The organism is Xanthomonas sp. LF06-19, from assembly GCF_034105425.1.
In the GTDB taxonomy this organism is placed as follows: Bacteria; Pseudomonadota; Gammaproteobacteria; order Xanthomonadales; family Xanthomonadaceae; genus Xanthomonas_A; species Xanthomonas_A sontii.
The window spans coordinates 303852-325093 of the sequence record NZ_JAXGGH010000005.1 but is presented as its reverse complement, the minus strand read 5'-3'; the positions used below and the strand labels follow the sequence as shown (position 1 = coordinate 325093).

General features: G+C 67.4%; 18 protein-coding genes. 12 read left to right on the top strand and 6 right to left on the bottom strand.

Annotated features, from left to right (window positions below; translation table 11 throughout):
* Nucleotides 1-49: 49 nt before the first annotated feature.
* The 4 genes from SLW55_RS12460 to SLW55_RS12445 form a co-directional block, all read right to left on the bottom strand.
* Nucleotides 50-1147, bottom strand: coding sequence for an acetylornithine deacetylase (locus SLW55_RS12460; protein WP_295964888.1), 1098 nt, complete (start codon nt 1145-1147; stop codon nt 50-52).
* A 170-nt stretch (nt 1148-1317) separates the two neighbouring features.
* A complete protein-coding gene (locus tag SLW55_RS12455) occupies nt 1318-2553 on the bottom strand; it encodes an argininosuccinate synthase (RefSeq protein WP_295964891.1) in 1236 nt (411 codons plus the stop codon).
* Nucleotides 2554-2611: 58 nt separating this feature from the next.
* A complete protein-coding gene (locus tag SLW55_RS12450; RefSeq protein ID WP_267109752.1) occupies nt 2612-3643 on the bottom strand; it encodes an N-acetylornithine carbamoyltransferase in 1032 nt (343 codons plus the stop codon).
* 299 nt (nt 3644-3942) lie between these two features.
* A complete protein-coding gene (locus SLW55_RS12445) occupies nt 3943-4473 on the bottom strand; it encodes a hypothetical protein (protein ID WP_017909780.1) in 531 nt (176 codons plus the stop codon).
* Between the two features lie 142 nt (nt 4474-4615).
* Here SLW55_RS12445 and cysS point away from each other — a divergent pair, with 142 nt between their 5' ends.
* The 3 genes from cysS (at nt 4616) to SLW55_RS12430 (ending at nt 8061) form a co-directional block, all read left to right on the top strand.
* On the top strand, nt 4616-6031 hold the full coding sequence (gene cysS / locus SLW55_RS12440) for a cysteine--tRNA ligase (protein ID WP_320745209.1): 1416 nt from the start codon (nt 4616-4618) through the stop codon (nt 6029-6031).
* Between the two features lie 345 nt (nt 6032-6376).
* Nucleotides 6377-6817, top strand: a complete 441-nt coding sequence (locus tag SLW55_RS12435) for a SufE family protein (RefSeq protein WP_017912501.1) — start codon at nt 6377-6379, stop codon at nt 6815-6817.
* Complete coding sequence (locus SLW55_RS12430; RefSeq protein ID WP_267101607.1) at nt 6814-8061, top strand: MFS transporter; 1248 nt, start codon at nt 6814-6816, stop codon at nt 8059-8061. Before SLW55_RS12435 ends, SLW55_RS12430 begins: the two co-directional genes overlap by 4 nt.
* A gap of 123 nt (nt 8062-8184) precedes the next feature.
* Here the strand turns inward: SLW55_RS12430 and SLW55_RS12425 are convergent, their stop codons facing one another.
* Nucleotides 8185-9297 carry an alpha/beta fold hydrolase gene (locus tag SLW55_RS12425; RefSeq protein ID WP_320745208.1) on the bottom strand — a complete coding sequence of 371 codons (1113 nt, stop codon included), beginning with the start codon at nt 9295-9297 and terminating at the stop codon, nt 8185-8187.
* A gap of 592 nt (nt 9298-9889) precedes the next feature.
* On the opposite strand from SLW55_RS12425, the gene SLW55_RS12420 reads away from it, so the two are divergent.
* The 9 genes from SLW55_RS12420 (at nt 9890) to SLW55_RS12380 (ending at nt 19761) form a co-directional block, all read left to right on the top strand.
* Nucleotides 9890-10960 (top strand): HlyD family efflux transporter periplasmic adaptor subunit, encoded by a 1071-nt coding sequence (locus SLW55_RS12420; protein WP_226977844.1) that lies wholly within the window; start codon nt 9890-9892, stop codon nt 10958-10960.
* Between the two features lie 101 nt (nt 10961-11061).
* The gene (locus SLW55_RS12415) at nt 11062-13149 is read left to right on the top strand and encodes a peptidase domain-containing ABC transporter (protein ID WP_255424706.1); all 2088 of its coding nucleotides are present in this window, start codon (nt 11062-11064) and stop codon (nt 13147-13149) included.
* A gap of 74 nt (nt 13150-13223) precedes the next feature.
* Nucleotides 13224-13799 (top strand): hypothetical protein, encoded by a 576-nt coding sequence (locus SLW55_RS12410; RefSeq protein WP_152237511.1) that lies wholly within the window; start codon nt 13224-13226, stop codon nt 13797-13799.
* A gap of 25 nt (nt 13800-13824) precedes the next feature.
* A complete protein-coding gene (locus SLW55_RS12405) occupies nt 13825-14727 on the top strand; it encodes a hypothetical protein (RefSeq protein ID WP_267099607.1) in 903 nt (300 codons plus the stop codon).
* Nucleotides 14627-16435 carry a PQQ-binding-like beta-propeller repeat protein gene (locus SLW55_RS12400; RefSeq protein ID WP_226978634.1) on the top strand — a complete coding sequence of 603 codons (1809 nt, stop codon included), beginning with the start codon at nt 14627-14629 and terminating at the stop codon, nt 16433-16435. The genes SLW55_RS12405 and SLW55_RS12400 overlap by 101 nt, the downstream gene beginning before the upstream one ends.
* A gap of 111 nt (nt 16436-16546) precedes the next feature.
* Nucleotides 16547-17386: a hypothetical protein gene (locus tag SLW55_RS12395; RefSeq protein WP_051067633.1), complete on the top strand. Its 840-nt coding sequence runs from the start codon at nt 16547-16549 to the stop codon at nt 17384-17386.
* Nucleotides 17387-17456: 70 nt separating this feature from the next.
* Nucleotides 17457-17843, top strand: coding sequence for a hypothetical protein (locus SLW55_RS12390; RefSeq protein WP_017909791.1), 387 nt, complete (start codon nt 17457-17459; stop codon nt 17841-17843).
* Between the two features lie 328 nt (nt 17844-18171).
* Entirely contained in the window at nt 18172-19017 is an 846-nt protein-coding gene (locus SLW55_RS12385; RefSeq protein ID WP_152237510.1) for a hypothetical protein, read from the top strand.
* 69 nt (nt 19018-19086) lie between these two features.
* Nucleotides 19087-19761 carry a hypothetical protein gene (locus tag SLW55_RS12380; RefSeq protein ID WP_026144025.1) on the top strand — a complete coding sequence of 225 codons (675 nt, stop codon included), beginning with the start codon at nt 19087-19089 and terminating at the stop codon, nt 19759-19761.
* Nucleotides 19762-20014: 253 nt separating this feature from the next.
* Here SLW55_RS12380 and dksA read toward each other — a convergent pair whose 3' ends face one another.
* Nucleotides 20015-21145, bottom strand: coding sequence for an RNA polymerase-binding protein DksA (dksA, locus tag SLW55_RS12375; RefSeq protein ID WP_267084736.1), 1131 nt, complete (start codon nt 21143-21145; stop codon nt 20015-20017).
* Between the last annotated feature and the right edge of the window lie 97 nt (nt 21146-21242).

Below are 21242 nucleotides of genomic sequence, written 5' to 3'. Positions count from 1 at the left end.
GTGGAGCCGATCGCAGGATCGGTCCGGGCGACGAGGGAAGGCGCGCGGCTCAGCGCGGGCCGTTGATGATGCGGTGCACCGAGGCGGCGTAGCGCTGCAGTTGCTCCAGCGTCACGAACTCGTCGGCGGTATGCGCCTGGGCGATGTCGCCCGGGCCGTAGACCAGCGCGGTGTAGCCGCCGGCGGAGAACAGCGATGCCTCGGTCCAGAAATCCACCGCGTTGCCGATCGGCAGCTCCAGCGCATCGGCGACGTCGCGCGCGGCCAGGCGCTTGTCCTCGGCGCGCGCAATGTCTCCCGACGGCAGGCTCGGCCCGCGGAAGGTCTCCTCGAAATGCGCCGCGGCCGGCTCGGCGAAGCCGGCGAAGGTCGCCAGCAACGCGTCCACGTCCATCGACGGCAGCGGCCGGAAACCGAAGCGCAGCTCCGCCGCCGGCGCGATCATGTTGGCCTTGATCCCGCCCTCGACCCGGCCGATGTTGAAGCGCAGCCCGGTCAGCCCGCCGAAGCGCGCGTGCGCCAGCGACTCCACATGGTCCAGCGCACGGCCGCCCCAGCGCATTGCCTGATGCAGGGCGCTGGCCGCGGCATCCTGCTTGCCGGAGGCATGCCCGGCGCGGCCGGCGAAGCGCATCAGCACCGAACTGATGCCGCGGTGCGCCAGCACCGCCTCACTCATGGTCGGCTCGGCCACCAGCACCGCTTCATAGGGAATACCGCGGGCCAGGAACGCGGCGATGCAGCGCGGGTCGTTGGCTTCCTCGTCGCTGGAGAACAGGAACGCGGCATCGCCGTCGCCGGCATTGGCCGCGGCCAGCAGCGCCGCCGCCGCACCCTTGATGTCGCACACGCCCAGGCCGACCACGCGATCGTCCAGGCGCCGCATGACGTGCGGATCGGCGCTCCAGTGCGGCGAATCCGGCACCGTGTCCAGGTGCACGTTGAACAGGTGCTTGGGCGTGCCGCGTACCGCGTACAGGCTGACCGCGCCGGCGCCGTGGTCGATCACCTCCACCGCGAAGCCGGGCAGCTGCGCACGGAGGTAGTCGAAGATGCCATCGGTGCCGATCGCCCGCGGCGGATTGCGGGTGTCGAAGGACACCAGCGCCTGCAGGTGATCGAGCGTGGAGGTGAGCAGATCGGTCATGGGTCAGGCCGCAGTGGTGCTGGTCGGATGAACCCTTCTCCCTTTGGGAGAAGGTGCCCCGAAGGGGCGGATGAGGGTACGAGCGAAGCCTCGTGTTGCGAGATGCGCGAGGGCTTCGCTGCCGTACCCTCACCCCAACCCCTCTCCCAAAGGGAGAGGGGCTCTAAGCGTCAGCGATTGACCTGCGCGTACAGCGTCGAGCTCATGCCGAACAGCTTGATGAAGCCCTCTGCCTCGGCCACGCCCCAGTCCGCCGACTGCGCGTAGGTCGCGCCCTTGGCGTTGAGCAGGTGTGGCGACTTCACCGCCACCGCGTCGACGCGGCCGCCGCGGGTCTCCAGCGTCACTTCGCCGTTGACCATGGCCTGCGACGACTTCAGGAAGGCTTCCAGGTCGGTCTTCAGCGGATCGTGATAGAAGCCTTCGTACACCAGTTCCACCCACTTGCGCGCCACGTCCGGCTTGAAGCGGTTCTGCTGCTTGGTCAGCACCGCGTCCTCCAGCGCGCGGTGCGCGGCCAGCAGCGACACCAGGCCCGGCGCCTCGAACACGATGCGGCCCTTCAGGCCGATCACGGTGTCGCCGGTGTACACGCCGCGGCCCACGCCGTAGGGCGCGAACAGCTTGTTGAGCCTGGCCAGGATCTGTTCGCCCGGCAGCGCCTTGCCGTCGAGTTCGACCGCCTCGCCCTGCACGAACTTCAGCTTCACCGTCAGCGGCTCGGTCGGCCACGCGCTGCGCGGCGCGCACCAGCCGCGGGCGCCCTCGCCCGGCGCTTCCCAGCGGTCGATCTCGCCGCCGGACATGGTCAGGCCGAGCAGGTTCTCGTTGATGGTGTAGGCCTGCTGCTTGGCCCGCACGCCGAAGCCGCGCTCCTCCAGGTACTTCTGCTCGTAGGCGCGGGTCTGGGTGTGTTCCTTCTGGATCTCGCGGATCGGCGCGACGATCTCGTAGTCGCCCAGCGCCTTGACCGCCAGGTCGAAGCGCACCTGGTCGTTGCCCATGCCGGTGCAGCCGTGGGCGATGGTCTTGGTGCCCAGCTCCTCGGCGCGCTTGAGCGCGGCATCGACGATCAGGTAGCGGTCCGACACCAGCAGCGGATACTGGCCCTGGTAGCCCTCGCCCGCCCACACGAACGGCTTGACGAAGCCGGCCCAGATCGCCGGGCCGCCGTCGACGGTGACGTGGCTGGCCGCGCCCAGTTCCGCGGCGCGCTTCTCGATGAAATCGCGCTCCTCGGCGTCCACGCCGCCGGTGTCGGCGAACACGGTGTGCACCGCATACCCCTTGGCCTGCAGGTAGGGAATGCAGAAGCTGGTGTCGAGGCCGCCGGAGAAGGCGAGGACGATGTCCTTGGTGCCGGGAGTGGGGAGTGGGGAGTCGGGAATGGTAGAAGCGGTGCTCATGGCGGTTTCCTTGATGACGCGTAAAAGTGGGGGCAAAGGCTGCTGCTGCGACGATTCTCTATTCCCGATTCCCGATTCCCGCTTGCGACGCAAGCGCCGCCATGATCGCCTTCTGCACATGCAGACGGTTCTCGGCCTCGTCGATGGCGATGCAGTTGGGCGAGTCCATCACCGCGTCGGTGGCCTTGACGTTGCGGCGCAGCGGCAGGCAGTGCGAGAACACGCCGTTGTTGGTCAGCGCCATCTTGCGTTCGTCGACGATGAAGTGCTGGTACTGGTCGCGGATCGGCTTCTCCGGGCCCCAGTTGCCGAAGAACGGCAGCGCGCCCCAGCTCTTGGCGTAGACCACGTCGGCGCCGGCGTAGGCGCTGTCGATGTCGTGGCTGACGCTCAGCGAACCGCCGCTCTCGGCCACGTTCTGCGCGGCCCAGCCCATATAGCGCTCGTCGAGCACGTAGTCCGGGGTCGGGCACAGCAGGGTCACGTCCATGCCCAGGCGGGTGGCGATGGTCAGTGCGGAATTGGCCACCGCGGTGTTCAGCGGCTTGGGATGGTAGGTCCAGGTCAGCACGTACTTCTTGCCGCGCAGGTCGCTGGTGCCGAAGTGCTCCTGCAGCGCCAGCGCATGCGCCAGCTCCTGGCAGGGATGGGTGATGGTCTCCATGTTGATCACCGGCACCGGCGAATATTTGGCGAAGCTCTTCAGCACCAGGTCCTCGCGGTCCTTGGCCCAGTCGACGAACTTCGGGAACGCGCGCACGCCGATCAGGTCCACATAGCGACCCAGCACCCGCGCCACCTCGGCGATGTGCTCTTCGGTGTCGCCGTCCATCACCGTGCCCAGGTCGAACTCGATCGGCCACGCGTCCTTGCCCGGCTGCAGCACCACCGCGTGGCCGCCCAACTGGAACGCGCCCAGCTCGAAGCTGGTGCGGGTGCGCATGGACGGGTTGAAGAACACCAGCGCGATCGACTTGCCCTTCAGCTCGCTGCCGAGGCGGTTGCGCTTGAACAGCGCCGCCTGGGTCAGCAGCGCGTCGAGCTCGGCGCGGCTCCAGTCCTGGGTGTTCAAGAAGTGCTTCAGAGACATCGATCGATCCTTTGCAGCGGTGGGGACGCGGGGACGCGCGAGGCGTTCTACAGGGAGGTTCTTTACGGGTGAAACTTTTCCGGCCGATGAAAACGAAAAAACCCAGCCTCGGGCTGGGTTTTCAGAACGAACGGCACGACGCTCCGGTTACCCAGCGAGAATGTGGGATTCCGGTCGACGCGCGCGCGACGTCATGCCCGAGGCCATGCGTGCGGCGCTGAGATCGTGCTGGGGCAGGTTCGCTTTCATCGGCGCGCATCCTCGCACGCGCACGCCACAGGCGCAAGCGCGCGCGGCGCTCAGCGCGGGGGCACCACCACCGCGTCGGGCACGTACGGCGCCACCGAGACGCGGATACGCAGGCGGTTGCCCGGATCCTCGGGCAGCCGCGAGCGGTACTTGGTGCCCTTGTAGACATAGTCCACGTCGTAGGCGATGGGCCGGCGGAACTCGCGGCCGACCTCGACCATCCGGCAGTTGCGTCCGCCCTGCGGCGCCGTGGCCGGCGCAGCGGCCGGGGCCGGCTCCTCGTGGCGGCGGCTGAATATGTCCTTCACCGAATCCATCAGCCGGTTCAAGCGGCTGTCGTCCTCGGCCGGCTTGGGTGCCGGCGCCGCCGGGGCCGGCGCGGGGGCCGGGTCGCACTGCTGCTCGGTGCGGGTGGCGCGTAGGGTCTGGTAGACCGGCTCCACGTTCAGCACCTGGGCGTAGTCCAGCTTGACGTTCTCGATCACCACCACCCGATTGCGCGCCTCGGAGTCCTGCGCCCAGGCCGGCGCGGCGGCGCAGGCAAGGATGCCGACCAGCGGCAACAACGGGTTCGGGCGCATCGGCAGCAGCTTCGCAAGGGCAGACCAATGAGTGTAGGCATGGCGGCTTGCGTCGGGCTGAACGCGAGCCGACAGGCGCGACGCGCGCCCGCCTGGCGACGGCTGCCGGTAGAATCGGACGGTTTCCCCACCGCCGATGCCGATGAGCCTGCGCCTGCACAACAACCTGACCCGCCGGGTCGATGCCTTCGAACCGCTCGATACGGTGGCCGGCCCGACGCTCTACGTCTGCGGCCCCACCGTCTACAACTACGCGCACATCGGCAACGCCCGCGGCCCGGTGGTGTTCGACGTGCTGGCGGCACTGCTGCGGCGCCGCTACGGCAAACTGCGCTACGCCCGCAACATCACCGACGTGGACGACAAGATCAACGCCGCCGCGCAGGCGCAGGGCGTGCCGATCTCGGCCATCACCGACCGCTTCGCGGCCATCTACCGCCAGGACATGGCCGCGCTGGGCGTGACCCCGCCGGACATCGAGCCGGCGGCCACCGCGCACATCCCGCACATCTTGGCGATGATCGAGCGGCTGATCGCCGGCGGCCACGCCTATGCCGCCGAGGGCCACGTGCTGTTCGCGGTGGCCAGCTTCGCCGATTACGGCAAGCTGTCGCGGCGCGACCCGGAGGAAATGCTGGCCGGTGCCCGCGTCGAGGTGGCCCCGTACAAGCGCGACCCGGGCGACTTCGTGCTGTGGAAGCCCTCCAGCGACGACCTGCCCGGCTGGGACTCGCCGTGGGGCCGCGGCCGCCCCGGCTGGCACATCGAGTGCTCGGCGATGGCCGCCGCGCACCTGGGCGAGACCATCGACATCCATGCCGGCGGCGTCGACCTGCAGTTCCCGCACCACGAGAACGAGATCGCGCAGAGCGAATGCGCCCACGGCGGCGCCACCTTCGCCCGCGTCTGGCTGCACAACGGCATGCTGACCTTCAGCGGCGCCAAGATGAGCAAGTCGCTGGGCAACATCGAGACCGTGCACGACCTGATCGAGCGCCACCCGCCCGAGGCGCTGCGCTGCGCGCTGCTCAGTGCCCACTATCGGCAGCCGCTGGACTGGTCCGACGCCCTGATCCAGGCCCAGGTGGCCCGGCTCGACGGCCTGTACGGAACGCTGCGCGATCTGCAGGCCATCGACGCCGAAGCCGTCATTCCGGCCGAGATCGAAGAGGCCCTCGACGACGACCTCAATACGCCGCTGGCGCTGTCGGTGCTGTCGAGCCTGGCGACCCAGGCGCGACAGGCACTGCGCGAGGCGGCGCCGGCCGGCGGCCCCGACCCCGCCGATGCCACGCAACGTGCGGACACGCTGCGCCAGGCCAAGGGCCGTCTGCTCGGCGCCGGCCTGGCCCTGGGCCTGCTGCAGCAGGATCCGCAGGTCTGGTTCCAGGGTGCCGGCAGCGACGACGACGCCCGCATCCAGGCGCTGATCGACGCCCGCAGCGACGCCAAGCAGGCCCGCGACTTCGCCCGCGCCGACGCCATCCGCCAGGAACTGGCAGACGCCGGCATTGTCCTGGAGGACACGCCGCAGGGCGTACGCTGGAAGCGTGGGTGACCACCGCACGCACAGTCAGAAGAAGCGCGGCTGTTCCCTTCTCCCCTCGGGAGAAGGTGCCCCGAAGGGGCGGATGAGGGTACGGGCGCCGGATGAGGGTACGGCGCGAAGCGACTCGCATGGACAAGTTCGCGAAGCTACGCCCGGACCCTCACCCCAAACTCTCTCCCGAGGGGAGAGGGGCTTTACAAGATGCCCGAAGGGGCGGATGAGGGTACGGGCGAAGCCTAGAGAGATGAGGCCGAGCGAATGGCCTCGACAGTTCGCGAGGCTTCGCCCGCACCCTCACCCCAACCCCTCTCCCGGAGGGAGAGGGGCTTTACATCGCTTGATTCTGGATTGCTGATGACCGACACCGACTTTCCGCTCGAACCCACGCCCGCCGACGCCCAGGCCGCCATCGCCGAGGAGTTCGGCTTCTTCGGCGACTGGTCCGAGCGCTACCAGTATCTGATCGACCTCGGCCGCAAGCTGCCCGCCTTCCCCGAGCACTGGAAGACCGAGGAGCATCGCCTGCACGGCTGCCAGTCGATGGTGTGGATCGTGCCCGAGGGCAATGCCGAACGCCTGGTGTTCCATGCGATCAGCGACTCGGCGATCGTCTCCGGGCTGATCTATCTGGCGCTGCGGGTCTATTCCGGGCGCAGCGCCGCGGACATCCTCGCCACCGCGCCGGACTTCGTCGCCGCCATCGGCCTGGGCAAGCACCTGTCGCCGACCCGCAGTAACGGCCTGGCCGCGCTGCTGGCCTTCATCCAGGACACCGCACGCGCCCAGCAGGCATGAGCGCGCCGCTGCCCACCCCGCAGACCCTGCGCACGCTGCTGGCGCATCCCGGCTTCGCCTTGGTGCTGGCCTACCGCATCCTGGCGATGCTGTCCTATCAGGTCGTCGCGGTCACGGTCGGCTGGCATATCTACGAGATCACCCGCGATCCATTCTCGCTGGGGCTGATCGGACTGGCCGAGATCCTGCCGTTCTTCTGCATCGCCCCGTTCGCCGGCTACCTGGTCGATCATCTGCCGCGCCGCTACCTGGGCATGCTCGCGAGCGTCGGCCTGGTCGCCACCGCCGCGATCCTGCTGGCGGTGAGCCGCGGCTGGCTGGCGGCGCAGGGCGTGTGGCCGATCTACGCGGCGATCGCCCTGACCGGCGCCGCGCGCGCCTTCCTGTCGCCGGTGTACAACGCGCTGTTCGCCCGCGTCCTGCCGCGCGAGGCCTATGCGCGCGGCGCCAGCGTCGGCAGCGTCGCGTTCCAGGCCGGCATGGTGATCGGCCCGGCGCTGGGCGGTCTGCTGGTCGGCTGGGGCGGCAAGAGCCTGGCCTACGGCACCGCCATCGGCGCCTCCAGCGCGGCGCTGTTGGCGCTGTGGCTGCTGCGCGTGTCCGAGCCGGTCCACGAAGGCCCACGCGCACCGATCTTCCGCAGCATCGCCGAAGGCGCGCAGTTCGTGTTCTCCAACCAGATCATGCTCGGCGCGATGGCCCTGGACATGTTCTCGGTGCTGCTGGGCGGCGCGGTGTCGATGCTGCCGGCCTTCATCCACGACATCCTGCACTACGGCCCCGAGGGCCTGGGCATCCTGCGCGGCGCCCCGGCGCTGGGCTCGATCCTGGTCGGCGTGTGGCTGGCACGGCACCCGCTGCAGCGCAATGCCGGGCGCGTGCTGCTGCTGGCGGTGGCCGGCTTCGGCCTGTGCACGATCGCCTTCGGGTTGTCGCGGCACTTCTGGCTGTCGGCGGCGATCCTGCTCGCCTATGGCATGTGCGACGGCGTCTCGGTGATCGTGCGTTCGACTATCCTGCAACTAGCGACACCGGACGCGATGCGCGGCCGCGTGTCCTCGATCAACGGCATCTTCATCGGCTCGTCGAACGAACTGGGTGCGTTCTACGACGGTGTCATGGCGCGGCTGATCGGGTTGGTGCCCGCCGTGGTACTTGGCGGCTGCGTGACCTTGGGCGTGGTCGGCGTCACCAGCTGGAAAGCGCCCAAGCTGCGCAATCTGGATCTGCGCGACCTGCAGTAGGGGTGACTGATGGCGAGTGTGGGTCGGACGCGAGACAGCCCGGCCCGGTCGTGCATCACGCACCCTGGCGCCGGCGCGTGCGCACCGCGCCAGTCATCCTTCCATTCGCCACAACGACCGCGCTCAGCGCGCGGCCGCCACCGCGCGCGCCTGCGCCTCGTCGTCGGCCCAGGCATGCGCGCAATCCGGCACCCCGGCCGGCTGCACCAGGCCGCCCTGCCCCGCCAGGAACCGGCAGGTGGCGGCGAACACCGCCGGCACGGCGTGCGAGCGGATCGGCGAGGCCAGCACGTGATTGTCCGCCCCAGGAAAGTCCACTGCCTGACGCAAGGCCGGTGGCGTTCCCAACTGCTTGAACATCGCCTGCAGCGCCGCCACCGACACCGTGCGGTCCTGGTGCTGCGGGTCGCGGTAGTAGTAGCCGAGGAACACCGGCACATGGATGCGCGCATAGGTCGCCGGCCGCATGCCGCCGCGGGTCAGCGCCGCCAGCGCGCGGTAGCCGTCCAGGTGCGTGGCGTCGGCCCAGTAGGCACTGTCGACCGGATAGCGGAGGATCGGATCGCCACCGTTGTGCGTCCACGCCAGCAACTGCGCGCCCCACGGCCACAACATCGGCTGCAGCTGATCGCCGTATTCGCGCACCAGCGGCGACCACAGCACCAGCGCCTGCACCTGGCGCGGATTCGCCGCCACCGCCTGCGTCGCCAGCGCACCGCCCATCGAATTGCCGATCACCACCACCCGGTCGCCCAGCACCCGGGTCACCGCCAGCGCCTCGGCCGCACCCGCGAGCAGGCGCCCGGCATCGACGCCGCGCAGCGCATCGGCCGCGACCAGGCCGTGCCCGGGCAGGCGCGGCAGATACAGATTGCAGCCGAAGCTGCGCGCCAGCCGCACGTGGGTGGGCGCGCCCTCGCCCTGGCTGGCGGTGAAGCCATGCAGATAGACCATGGCGCACGCGCGTCGCCCGGGATGCGCCGGATCGGCCCAGACGATCCGCGCCTGGTTGTCCGGGCGCAGCCCCGGCGTGGCACGTTCGCGCGCATCGATCCAGGCCTGCAGCGCCAGCGGATCCTGCGGCACCGCCGGCGCCGCCACCTGCGGCAGGGCCACGCTGACCCGTGGACCCAGCGCAATGACCGCGAGCAATGACAGGGCGATCAGGATCGGCCAGCGCCAGCGACGACGGGGTTTGCGCGCACCCGATCCGGCCACGTCGGAATGACCGTTCAAGCGCGACGCTCCGTTATCGAACTGAGCGAGGATACATAATGGAAATAATTTTCAAGCAGTGACATTGATTGTCGGCGTCGACATGGCGATGTACCACAGTCGCCATTATGCGACACCGTCATGACAGGCGCATTTAAAGCCTTTCCAAAGCCACGCGCAGCACTGAAATTCCGATGACAAGCGACTGAATTTCATGGCGTATTTTTTCACCAACCAGTACCGGTAAAACGCATTTTGTAGACAAGATGGAAAGCCAGCAAACACAGAAAGGAAGGCGAAAGAAGGCCCCGAAATTATCTCCTCCGAATTAAGTTTCAGCCCGCTTCTAGAAAATGGACGCGCCTCGAAACGCGCGGCTCCCATATGAAACACGGATGGAATCAGCCGAATGGAACATTCGCTTTTTCGTGACGAGGCAGTGGACGCCCGGAGCCAGGCATGGCTGGGGACGGTACGACTGGCAACGCCGCTTTCGACCCGGGCCTGGACCTTCGTCGCCCTCGGCATGGCCGCCGCCATTGTGCTGTGGCTCTTCTTTGGCCATTACACCCAGCGCGTCCATGTCACCGGACTCCTGGTTCCGCGCGCGGGCTTGATCAGCCTGACCGCCAATACGCTCGGCGTGATCGATCACGTCGGCGTCGCCGAAGGCGATCGGGTCGCGAGCGGACAGGTCCTGGTCTCGCTGTCGGGCGAGCACACCAGCAAGGCACTCGGCAACACGGCGGCCAGCGTCAGCGCGCAGTTGCAACGCCAGGCCGGCAGCCTGCGCCAGGACATCGGCGATACCCTGCAGTTGCAGGACAAGCAGGCAGAGGACAACCGCACGCAGCAATCCGCGCTGAAGGAGCAACTGGTTCAAATCGATGCGCAGATCGCCATCGAGAAAAAACAGATGCAGTTGGTGCAGGAGCTGGTGGACAAGTGGTCGGGCCTGGTCGCCGGTGGCTACATCCCGGCGCTGCAGGTCGAGCAGGAGCAATCGGCGTTGCTCGCCGACGAGTCGCAGCTGAGGTCGTTGCAGCAGCAACGCGCCAGTACGCAGCAGCAACTGAGCGTCCTCAACGATCAACTGACCCAACTGCCACTGGCCGTGTCCGCCAAGCTCAACGACCTGCGCCGGCAACTCGCGCAGGTCGAACAGACCCTTGCGCAGAACGAAGCGGCACGCGCCAGCGAACTGCGTGCGCCGGCCAGCGGCACCGTCTCCACCTTGCTGGTCAAACCCGGCGCTTCGGTCGCACTTGGCCAACCGCTGCTCGCCATCGTCCCGGACGGCTCGACCCTGCAGGCGCAGATCCTGGTTCCCAGCCAGGCGGTCGGCTTCGTCCATCCGGGCATCCAGGTCACCCTGCATTACCAGGCATTCCCTTACCAGAAATTCGGCCTGCACCACGGCGTGGTGCGCAGCGTCTCGCGCAGCGCACTGACGCCGGGCGAAGTCACCTTGCTGCTCGGCGGCGGCAATCCGCCCTCCTCCGACCCCCTGTACCTGGCCCGCGTGGATCTGGCGGATCAGAACGTCGAAGCATATGGACGCAAGGAACCCTTGCGCCCGGGCATGGCGCTGGACGCGGACATGTTGCTGGACCGGCGCCGGATCGTCGAATGGATCTTCGAGCCGCTGTACGGCATGGGCCATCGCTGGAGCAGTGGCGCGTGAACGCGGCCCCAACGCATCACGGCACGACGGCACAGACTGCGAGCGCGCAGGACGCGCGCGCCGCGAAACTGCGCTTCTGGCGTACGCGCGTCCTGCCAAACGTGCTGCAGGCCGAAGCCGCAGAGTGCGGCCTGGCCTGCATCGCGATGATCGCCGGCTATCACGGACACCATACCGATCTGCCCGCGCTGCGACGCCGCTTCAGTCTGTCGCTGAAGGGCATGACCGCGCGACGCCTGATCGAGATCGCGCATGCGCTTGGGCTGCAATGCCGGCCACTTCGGCTGGACCTGGAAGAGCTCGGTCAGTTACAGACGCCCTGCGTGCTGCACTGGGACATGGATCACTTCGTGGTGCTGCGCAGCGTCGGCAAGCACGGGATCGTCGTACACGACCCCGCGGTCGGCGTGCGCAACTTGAGCATGAGCGACGTCGGCAGGCACTTCACCGGCGTGGCAATCGAGTTTTCCAGAGGGCCGACCTTTCAGCGCCAGCGCGAGACGCCGCCGGTGTCGCTGCGCGCGCTCGCCGGCTCGGTGCAGGGCCTGGGCCGCGGACTGGCGCAGATCTTCGGGCTGGCCCTGGTCCTGGAAGTCTTCGCGCTCCTGGCGCCCTTGTTCATGCAACTTGTGGTGGATCAGGTGATCGCCGATGGCGACCACGACCTGCTCACGTTCCTCGGCCTGAGCTTCGCACTGCTGATCGTGCTCGAAACACTCGTCTCGGCCTTGCGCAGCTGGACCGTGATGTGGCTCAGCACGCACTTCAACCTCGGCTGGACCGGTAATGTGTTCCAGCATCTGTTGCGTCTGCCGCAGTCCTACTTCGGCACGCGCCATCTCGGCGACATCGTGTCCCGCTTCGGTGCGATCGACACGATCCAGCAGACGCTCACCACCCGCTTCGTCGAGATCCTGCTCGACGGGCTGCTCGCCAGCGTCACCCTGGTCGTGCTGTTCGTCTACAGCCCATTGCTGTCGGCCATCGTCCTCGGTGCGGTCGCCGTGTATGCGGCACTTCGGCTGCTGTACTTCCGCGTCTACCGCGAGGCCAACCTCAGCCAGATCACCGTCACCGCCAAGCAGCACAGCCGATTCCTGGAGGCGGTCCGCGGCGTGCAGACGATCCGCCTGAACAACCAGGAGGCCGAGCAGACCGCGCGCTACCTCAACGCTGCGACCGACACGCTGAACACGTCCATCGCCGTGCAACGCCTGGACATGCTGTTCACCGCATTGCAGAACCTGGCGGCAGGCGCGCAGCGCCTGGGCGTGCTCTGGCTGGGTGCTTGGCTGGGATTGAAAGGCCAGTTCACCGTCGGCATGTTGACCGCCTTCGTGGCCTACGGAGACCAGTTCAGCAGCCGCGTCGCCAGCCTGGTCGACTATGCGATCGAACTGCGCATGCTGCGTCTGCAGGCCGAAAGACTGGCCGACATCGTACTGACGCCACCCGAGGCCCACGCCACCAGCGAGCACGCGGGTCCGCTGCCGCAGCCCAGCATCGCCTTCAACAAGGTCAGCTTCCGCTATGCCGAAGGCGAGCCCTGGATCCTGCGCGAGTGCAGTTTTGCGGTGCAGGCAGGCGAATCGGTCGCCATCGTCGGCCCATCCGGGTGCGGCAAGAGCACCCTGGTGAGAGTACTGCTCGGCCTGCTCGATCCGCAACAGGGCGCGATCGAGATCGGTGGCCTCGATCTGCGCCGGCTCGGCAAGTCCCGCTACCGCGCGATCACCGGCAGCGTGATGCAGGACGACCATCTGTTCACCGGTTCGATCGCCGAGAACATCAGCATGTTCGACGTACTCGCCACGCCGCAGGACATCGAGGAGGCCGCCTGCCTGGCCGGCATACACGAGGACATCATGGCCATGCCGATGGGCTACCACAGCCTGGTCGGCGACATGGGATCCTCGCTCTCCGGCGGCCAGCAACAACGCCTGTTCCTGGCGCGCGCGCTGTACCGGCGCCCGCACATCCTGGTGCTGGACGAGGCGACCAGCCATCTGGATCTGGCGCTGGAACGCCAGCTCAACCAGGCGATCAAGGCCCTGAACATCACCCGCATCGTCATCGCGCACCGCCCCGAAACGATCGCGCACGCCGATCGCGTCATCGAATTGCACGAAGGAGCAGTCCGCACGCGCCAGCCTGCGGCGCATGCGCCACGCGCGCCCGTCACCTCCTAGCTTGCCGCCGGCACGGCGGCCAGTTCGCCGTGCCACATCGTCCCATCCCGTATCGCCAACGTGAGGTCGCCATCGTGTCAGCGCCGGAAGCGTCGTCCCTGCAAGTCGTCAACAATTTCGTCGAAGTCCAGCATCTGCCGGAACTGCTGCGCGGTCGCGGCGGCTGGTCCTACGGCATCTATCCAGGATTGCTCGGCGACGCCGCGCCGTCCTGGCATATCCATCTGTGCGGCAGCCGCAAGGCGCACGAGCGCGCCATCCACGACGACGTCCTCGCGGCGACCCCGGGCATGGAGGCGCTCCACGAGGTCTGGACGCAGATCAAGGACAACCTCGCGCAGGACTACGGCCTGGTCCGCGCCTACGTGACCGGCCACACGCATGGACAGGACGGCGTGGCGCATCACTACGCCAAGCCGTCGGATCAGGAGCGTGTCGCCTTGCTCTATGCCAGCGCCGAATGGAAAGACGACTGGGCGGGTGAAACCGTGTTCTACGACACTGCGCGCGAGTGCATCTCGATCCGCCCGCGCCCTGGTCGGCTGGTGTTGTTCGACGGCGCCGTCACCCGTGCCTCGCGTGCCCCGGCGCGGGAGTGCCCGACGCTGTGCTCGACCATTACCTTCCATATGCGGCGTGTCCGGCGCTGATACCGACCCACCGGGAACATCCACCATGTCGTCTGCCTGCCTGCGCTGCATGTTGACCACGACCGCACTGCTGTCATGCGCCATGGCGCCCTGCATCGCCTCGGCGAGCGGTTTGGGCGGCACGCGTGCCGATCTTGGTGAACCGTTGCAGATCCCCATCGCCGATCCGGACGGACATCCCTGGACCTTGCAGGGACGGCTGTGCCGCCCTGTCGGTGTCCGCCGCCCGCGCGTCGTGGTCATCGCACACGGCTCACCGGCCAAGGCATCCGATCGACCCGGCATGACGCTGGAAACCTGCGATGGCGAATCGGCGCGCTGGTTCCTGCGACGCCACTACGCCGTGGCATTGGTCCTGCGCCTCGGCTACGGCGCCACCGGCGGTCCCTGGAGCGAGGGCTATGACGGCTGCGACCGCGCCGACTACGTCAAGGCCGGCTTGGAAACCGCACGCCAGCTCAAACGCATCGTGGACGTCCTGACCGCGCTGCCCGACTACAGCCCGACCGGCGCCGTCGTGGTCGGCCAGTCGGCGGGCGGCTGGGGCACGTTGGCGTACGAGACCCTGCCGCATCCCAACGTCGGCGCATTCGTCAACATGGCCGGCGGGCGCGGCGGCCACTTCCACGACCGGCCCAACAGCAACTGCCATCCTGACAGGCTGATCGCGGCAGCCACCACGTTCGGCCAACAGGCCACCACGCCGATGTTGTGGATCTACACGGCCAACGACAGCTTCTTCGGGCCTGAACTCGCCGCGTCGCTGCATCGCGCCTTCACCGAGGCAGGCGGCCATGCCGTCCTGGTGACGCCGGCCGCCTTCGGCGATGACGGTCACCACCTGTTCTTCGGCCACGGAGGTTCCACGATCTGGGGACCGGCCGTGGAGCGCTATCTCGGCTCGGTCGAGGCTCCGGCGTCTCCCTGATCCGCCATCACCCACATCCTCCCATTCCCAGCAGGGCTGCACGATGACCATGCAATCGCTTCGGGACCTGATCCAGACCGTCGGCCTGCACACCAGCGCCGAGAACATCCCCCTCATCACCAAGAAGGGTGGCTCCTACCTCTGGCTGTTCGATCTGCGCCGGGTGTTCATGCGACGCGCTGCGCTTGAGCAGATCGCCGCAGCGTTCTGGGAGCGCAACGCCGCGCGCCCACCCTTCCAGCTCGGCGGCCTGGAAACCGCGGCAATCCCGCTGCTCACCGCGCTGCTGTTGACCGCCCCCAAAGAACGCGGCCCGGTCAACGGCTTCATCATTCGCAAGGATCGCAAGACCACGGGGATGGGCAACGCCATCGAGGGCGATGTGCTCGACCTGCCCATCGTGCTGGTCGACGACTCGCTCAATTCCGGCAACAGCGCTGAGAAGGCGCGTGCGGTGATTGCGGCGGCCGGACACGCGCTCGACGAGGTGTTCGTGGTGGTCGATTTCCTGTCCAAGGCCGGCATGCAGTGGCGCAAGACGCACGCGATCTCGGTGCAAACACTGTTCACGCTCAAGGATTTCGACCTGCCGCCGGAACAAAGCGCGCCGCCGCCCACCCAGGCGTATCGCGAACTGTGGCGGACGGCGACGCCGGGAGGCTTCGCCTTCCACGTGGTCCCCAAGTCCGCGCCGCTGCTGGTCGGCGACATGATCTACCGCGGCTGCGACGCCGCCAAGATGCAGGCGTTCTCCGCCGAGACCGGCGGGTTGGTCTGGGAATACCCGGTGACCGGTGCGGCGTACACCAAGAAGGGCATCTGGTCTTGCCCCGCCTACCATGACGGACGCCTGTACTTCGGCGCGTACAACGGCACCGTCTACTGCCTCAATGCGGCCAGCGGCGAGGAGATCTGGACACATCCGGACGGCGACTGGGTCGGGGCTTCGCCGCTGCTGGTGCCGCGCCACAAGCTGATGTACGTGGGCATCGAATATGTCCGCCCATGGGCGCAGGGCAGCCTCGCCGCCTATGCGATGGACACCGGCGAAAAGATCTGGGAGCACCAGGTGCAGAAGCTGCAGCACGGATCGCCCGGTTACTGGGAAGGCGGCGACCTGGTGATCTGGGGCAGCGCGGACCATGAGACGCTCGCGCTCGACGCCAGGACAGGACGCATCGCCTGGCGCTTCAAGACGCGGCGCTCGGTGAAGTACGCGCCGGCGGTGGACGAACGTCGCGGGCTGACCGCCTTCGCCTCGTTCGACAAGTCCATCTACGTGCTGGATGTCGCCACCGGCGAAAAGCGTGGCGAGTGGCAGACAGACGAAATCTGCTACACCACGCCGCTGTTCGCCGGCAACAAGCTGTTCTGTGGCTCGGGCGACCGCCATCTGTACGTGATCAACATCGACACGATGCAACTGATCAAGAAGATCAACCTGCGCTCGCGCGTGTACGCCTCGCCCAAGCGGATCGGCAACCGGGTGATCGTCGGCAGCAACGGCGGCCGCGTCGTCGAGATCGACATCGACACGCTCGAAACCGTGGGCGTGCTGCAGTTGCCAGACGCAGTGACCAACGGTGTCGCGATCTCGCCTGACGAACGGCGCATCTACGTGTCCACCTACATGAACCATCTCTATGCCTTTGAGCGCCTGAGCGACGTGCACGCGCAGTCCGCGTGCCCCGCCCTCGCCGCATCCTGACGTGCGGCACGCGTGAACGGGATCGGTCCACGCATGCGGCGCCTTCGTCGCGTACGCGGATCAGCCGAAGCGAGGACGGCCTCTTCCCCGCATACCTGTTCGAGGATCACCATGAGAACACTCGATATCATCGAAATCGACCTGGTCGCAGGCGGGACGCGCACATCGATCGGCGCACACCCGCTGTCCAGTTCGATCCACCATGCCAAGGCGCACAACAAGACCCACCACGCCAAGGCCAGGATCCATCACCACCACGCCGCGATGCACAAGTCCGCGACCATGCAGATGGCACGGATGGAAGAGGTCGAACCGATCGGTGAAGGCGGTGAGGGCGGCGAAGGCGGAGAGGGAGGGGAAGGCGGTGAAGGTGGCGAGGGAGGTGAAGGTGGCGAGGGAGGCGAAGGCGGTGAAGGCGGTGAAGGTGGTGAGGGAGGCGAAGGCGGCGAAGGCGATGGCAGCGGCGGTTACGACGACGGCGACGATGCCGACGGCAACGGCCCGGCCGATACCAGCATAGGCAGCAGCCATACGACGTCCGATGGCAGGACGGTCTCGATCACTTACCAGAACACCCAGGACGGCTCGAGCAGCAACAACCCGGTCACCTCCAAAATGGCCTCGACCCTGGGCTCGGTGCTCGACGGCGACCAGAGCGTCGACAGCATCGATATCTCGGCCACGACCAACGGCAGCCACAACCCCAATTCCGCCCACTACACGGGCAACGCCGTCGACATCAACATCATCAACGACGTCCATGTCGGGACGAGCGGCGAAGGCCTCCAGAACGCCCAGGCGCTGGAGAATGCGGCGATGGCCAATCCCAACGTGAGCTACGTGGAAGGCCCTGCGGGCAATTTCATCCGCTCCAGTCCCACCGCGGACTGGACCGCCGCCAGCCGCGAGACCGGCGACACCACCCACGTCCACATCAGCGTCTTCAAGTAACACGCACCCCACCCTCTCCCGGGCCGGCGCACGCCAGCCCGGGAGACAATCGCCCATCGGAGCTCTGCGTATGAAGTCTTTCTGGTTACCGCGCATCTGCATGACCCTGGCGCTCGCCGTCGCCGTGCAAGGATCGTCGCAGGCGAAGCAAGCCTCGTCTCACGCAGGCGGAGAACAGGCGATCGCCTATGTGCTGAAGAACGACATCGTCCTGTCGAGGCTGTTCGCGGACTGTCCTGCGCTGAAATTTGTTCGCACCGGCGCCGAAGGGAGCAACGCCTTCCTGATCGAAGGCAACTGCGACATCAAGAACAACCCGGAGGAGGATGCCGACTGCCCGTCCTATCACGTCCATGCGACCGGGACGATGGATACCCCGTCGCATTGGACGGTCCGCCGCCTGGAGCTGGCCTTGGTGTGCTCCAGCGAGGGGGCGACGACCACCCAGCAGATGTAGCCGCCGGATAGGCGCTGACGCCATTGCTGCAGGACGCAGTGCGGGGAACCGCACGGTGCCCGCTCCCGCGGTTCGCCCTGGTGTTGCAGCCCACGCGCGGCGCAGCGTGCGACATGGCGGCGTCGTCCTTGTCGCCTGGCGCAGCCGCATGCTCCACGTTTCTTGCGTTCGAACGCCTCCCCACGCGCAAGACCGGGCCTACGCCCTGCCCGCGCCCTGGGACGTGCCGCACGCAGCATGAACCGATCCGATCGTCGGCCACGCCGCGCGCAACGGATCAGCCGAAGCGGGAACGGCGCTTTTCCCGCACCTCTGTTCAAGGATCAACATGAGAACGCTCGATATCATCGAAATCGATATGGTTGCAGGCGGCACGCGCACATCCATCGGCGCGCATCCGTTGTCCAGTTCGATTCACCACGCCAAGGCGCACAAGAAAACCCACCACGCCAAAGCCAAGACCCATCACCATCACCACATGGCGATGCACAAGACTGCGACGGCCCAGATGGCCATCAGCGACGAAATCGCACCGGTCGAATCGGAGGGCGGTGGCGAGGGCGGTGAAGGCGGTGAAGGCGGTGAAGGAGGCGAAGGCGGTGAGGGAGGAGAAGGTGGCGAGGGAGGCGAAGGCGGTGAAGGCGACGGTGGCGACGGTGATGGTGGCGACGGAGACGGCGACGGTGGCGACGGTGATGGCAGCGATGGCGACGGTGCCGGCAGCAACGACAAGCCCGCGACGTCCGCGTCGGCCAGCGGCACCACGGTGACCTATACCGCGGCCGATGGCACCACGCATGATGTCACCGGCACCCATCCCAACCGCGACAACAACCCGCTCGACATCCGCTCCGGCACGTTCGCGGACAATCACGGCACGCTCGGCGACGACCGCGGCTTTGCGATCTTCTCCAGCCCGCAAGCCGGTCTGGACGCCGCGGCGGCCAACATGGACCGCCTCAACAACAACGCCGGTGGCACCGCCACGCTGAGTGACCTCATCACCAGCTGGTCGCCGCCGAGCGAAAATCCGACCTCGGAGATGATCACCACGATCACCACCAATTCGGGCCTGAATCCGTCCGATCAGTGGTCATCGTTGAACAGCGACCAGCGCAACGCGTTCATCACCGCCTACGGGCACCGCGAAGGCTGGGATCCCAACAACCACTAATTCATCCTTGGGCGGGGCCGGGAGCGCTCCTGGCCTCGCCCACGCGCGATCCACCACCGGAGATGCCCCATGCCACACCGCTCCTTTTCGCTGTTCGGCATCCTTGTATTCGGCATGGCCGTCGCACAGGCCAACGCCACCGGCAACGACGCCGCTGCCTGTACCCGCGGGCTCCACCAGGCCTTCGCTGCCTCCAGTAATGCGTCCACCCTACCCGCTCCATGCACGCACATCGGCCCGGTCGCGCTTGGCATGCACAAGCAACAGGTCCTGGCCTTACTCGGCCAGCCTGACATCACCCGCGACGATGCCGAGCATCCGGACACGCTCAGCGTGATGTACCTGTACCCGCGCGATTTCAAAGCGCAACTGGCTCGGCATCCGCGTCCGGTTGGCACGCTCGTCTACAGTCAGCTGGCCTTACGCTTCCGTAATGACCGTGTCATCAACCTAATCGCCTTCGCCGATCTGAAAGTTCCCCTGCCCTTCGACCTGCTCGGCCAGCCGGTCGGCACCCACATCGATCGCCTCCTCCAGGCGATCGGTGGCAATGCGCAATGGAACGCCAGCCGAGACTATGTGCAGTTCGCCGCCATGCCGCTGGCCGTGGATGTGGATCCGGACACCTCGGCCATCGTCGGGCTGAACATCGCAGCCACCAAGGAGGACCTTTACAACTTCAGTCCGCTCGGCCTGGATCTCGTCAAGGACGCGAAAAGCGCTCTGGTCAACGGGGTGCGCTGAAGGCGCCGCCGCCCATGCTGAGGGACAGCCACCTCGACGCATCACCCGCACAGCCGCAGGTGGCCCAGCAGCAGGATCGGCCCATGGCCGAGCATCACGTCGATGCCGCGGGGCCGATTTGGGGAGGCGGCATCGCCTCCGCGGCGTGCGGCATCGCCGACAGGCGAACTGCCTAGACCGGCGATGAGGTGACCAAAACGCAAAGCCCCGCGTGAGCGGGGCCTTGCCTTGACGCATTGAAGGCGGTGATCGCTCAGTCGCCCTGCTGCTTCTGCAGGTGCTCCCAGCGCTCCTGCGCGTCGATGGTGCGCTCGGCGGTCAGGCGCGCCTCCAGGCGCTCCAGGCCGATTTCCTCGCCAGTGTCCACGCAGTAGCCGTAGTCGCCGGCGTCCAGGCGCTTGAGCGTGCTGTCGATCTTGCCGATCAGCTTGCGGTAGCGGTCGCGGGTCCGCAGTTCCAGCGAGTTCTCGGTTTCGCGAGTGGCGCGCTCGGCTTCGTCGCCGATGTCGCGGACCTCGTCGCGCAGGTTCTCGATGGTCTGCTTGGATTCCTCGACCAGATCGGCGCGCCAGGTGAGCAGGCGCTGGCGGAAGTACTCCTGCTGCAGCGCGCTCATGTACTCCTCGTCGGCCGCCGGCTTGTAGCCCTTGGGCAGGATCGGGCGGCCGGTGGCCTCGTCGGTCTTGTACTCGACCACCTTGTACTTGGCCGGCTTGACCGGGGTGTTGGACTTGGCGGTCACGGCCACGGCGACCTTGCCGGTGGGCTTGGCGACCGGCGCCTTCGGGGTGGATTCGGACTTGGTGGGGGTTTTCGCGGAGGATTTCGAAACGGACACGGGATTCTTTTGTGGCGGGGTCGACGGCGCGGCGGACTTGGCGGCAACGGGCTTGGAGGCCGGTGCTGCGGCAGGCGCGGCGGGCTTGACCGGGACAGGCTTGGCCGCAGCCGGCTTGGGCGCCGACTTCGGTACGGAGGTGGTCACCGCAGGTGCGACAGAGGCGGTGGCCGGTTTGGATTTGGCGGGAGCGGCCGCGGTCTTGGCCACAGGCTTGGCCGCTGGCGTCTTCGCTGCCGGCTTGGCGGCGGGCGCTGGCTTGACGGCGGCCTTGGCCGGGGCGACCGGCTTGGCAGTCGCCTTCTTGGCCGGGGCCCTCTTGGCAGGAGCGGACTTGGCCGGCGCCGCAGCGACCGGCTTGGCCGCCGGCTTCTTGGCCACGGCCTTGCTGGCCGATTTGGCCGGCGCGGCCTTGGCTGCCGACTTCGCAGGCGCGGCTTTCTTCAGCGGTTTGCTGGCGGCGGACACCGTCGCTTTCTTGGCGACGGGCTTGGCAGGCTTCTTGGCGGCCTGGACGGCCTTCTTTGCAGGTTTTTTAGCAGCCACGAACGCTCTTCCTTGGTCTTCCCGGGGCCCGGGAAAGCGGGCCTTTATAGCCTACCCTACCCCCCGCGGCAACAACGCGGCGTATACGCCGAGCGAC

What these genes read in the sequence shown, in the direction of transcription:
- SLW55_RS12460 (WP_295964888.1), bottom strand. Translation starts at nt 1,147, where the DNA reads ATGACCGATCTGCTCACCTCCACGCTCGATCACCTGCAGGCGCTGGTG.
- SLW55_RS12455 (WP_295964891.1), bottom strand. Translation starts at nt 2,553, where the DNA reads ATGAGCACCGCTTCTACCATTCCCGACTCCCCACTCCCCACTCCCGGC.
- SLW55_RS12450 (WP_267109752.1), bottom strand. Translation starts at nt 3,643, where the DNA reads ATGTCTCTGAAGCACTTCTTGAACACCCAGGACTGGAGCCGCGCCGAG.
- SLW55_RS12445 (WP_017909780.1), bottom strand. Translation starts at nt 4,473, where the DNA reads ATGCGCCCGAACCCGTTGTTGCCGCTGGTCGGCATCCTTGCCTGCGCC.
- cysS (WP_320745209.1), top strand. Translation starts at nt 4,616, where the DNA reads ATGAGCCTGCGCCTGCACAACAACCTGACCCGCCGGGTCGATGCCTTC.
- SLW55_RS12435 (WP_017912501.1), top strand. Translation starts at nt 6,377, where the DNA reads ATGACCGACACCGACTTTCCGCTCGAACCCACGCCCGCCGACGCCCAG.
- SLW55_RS12430 (WP_267101607.1), top strand. Translation starts at nt 6,814, where the DNA reads ATGAGCGCGCCGCTGCCCACCCCGCAGACCCTGCGCACGCTGCTGGCG.
- SLW55_RS12405 (WP_267099607.1), top strand. Translation starts at nt 13,825, where the DNA reads ATGTCGTCTGCCTGCCTGCGCTGCATGTTGACCACGACCGCACTGCTG.
- SLW55_RS12400 (WP_226978634.1), top strand. Translation starts at nt 14,627, where the DNA reads ATGACGGTCACCACCTGTTCTTCGGCCACGGAGGTTCCACGATCTGGG.
- SLW55_RS12395 (WP_051067633.1), top strand. Translation starts at nt 16,547, where the DNA reads ATGAGAACACTCGATATCATCGAAATCGACCTGGTCGCAGGCGGGACG.
- SLW55_RS12390 (WP_017909791.1), top strand. Translation starts at nt 17,457, where the DNA reads ATGAAGTCTTTCTGGTTACCGCGCATCTGCATGACCCTGGCGCTCGCC.
- SLW55_RS12385 (WP_152237510.1), top strand. Translation starts at nt 18,172, where the DNA reads ATGAGAACGCTCGATATCATCGAAATCGATATGGTTGCAGGCGGCACG.
- SLW55_RS12380 (WP_026144025.1), top strand. Translation starts at nt 19,087, where the DNA reads ATGCCACACCGCTCCTTTTCGCTGTTCGGCATCCTTGTATTCGGCATG.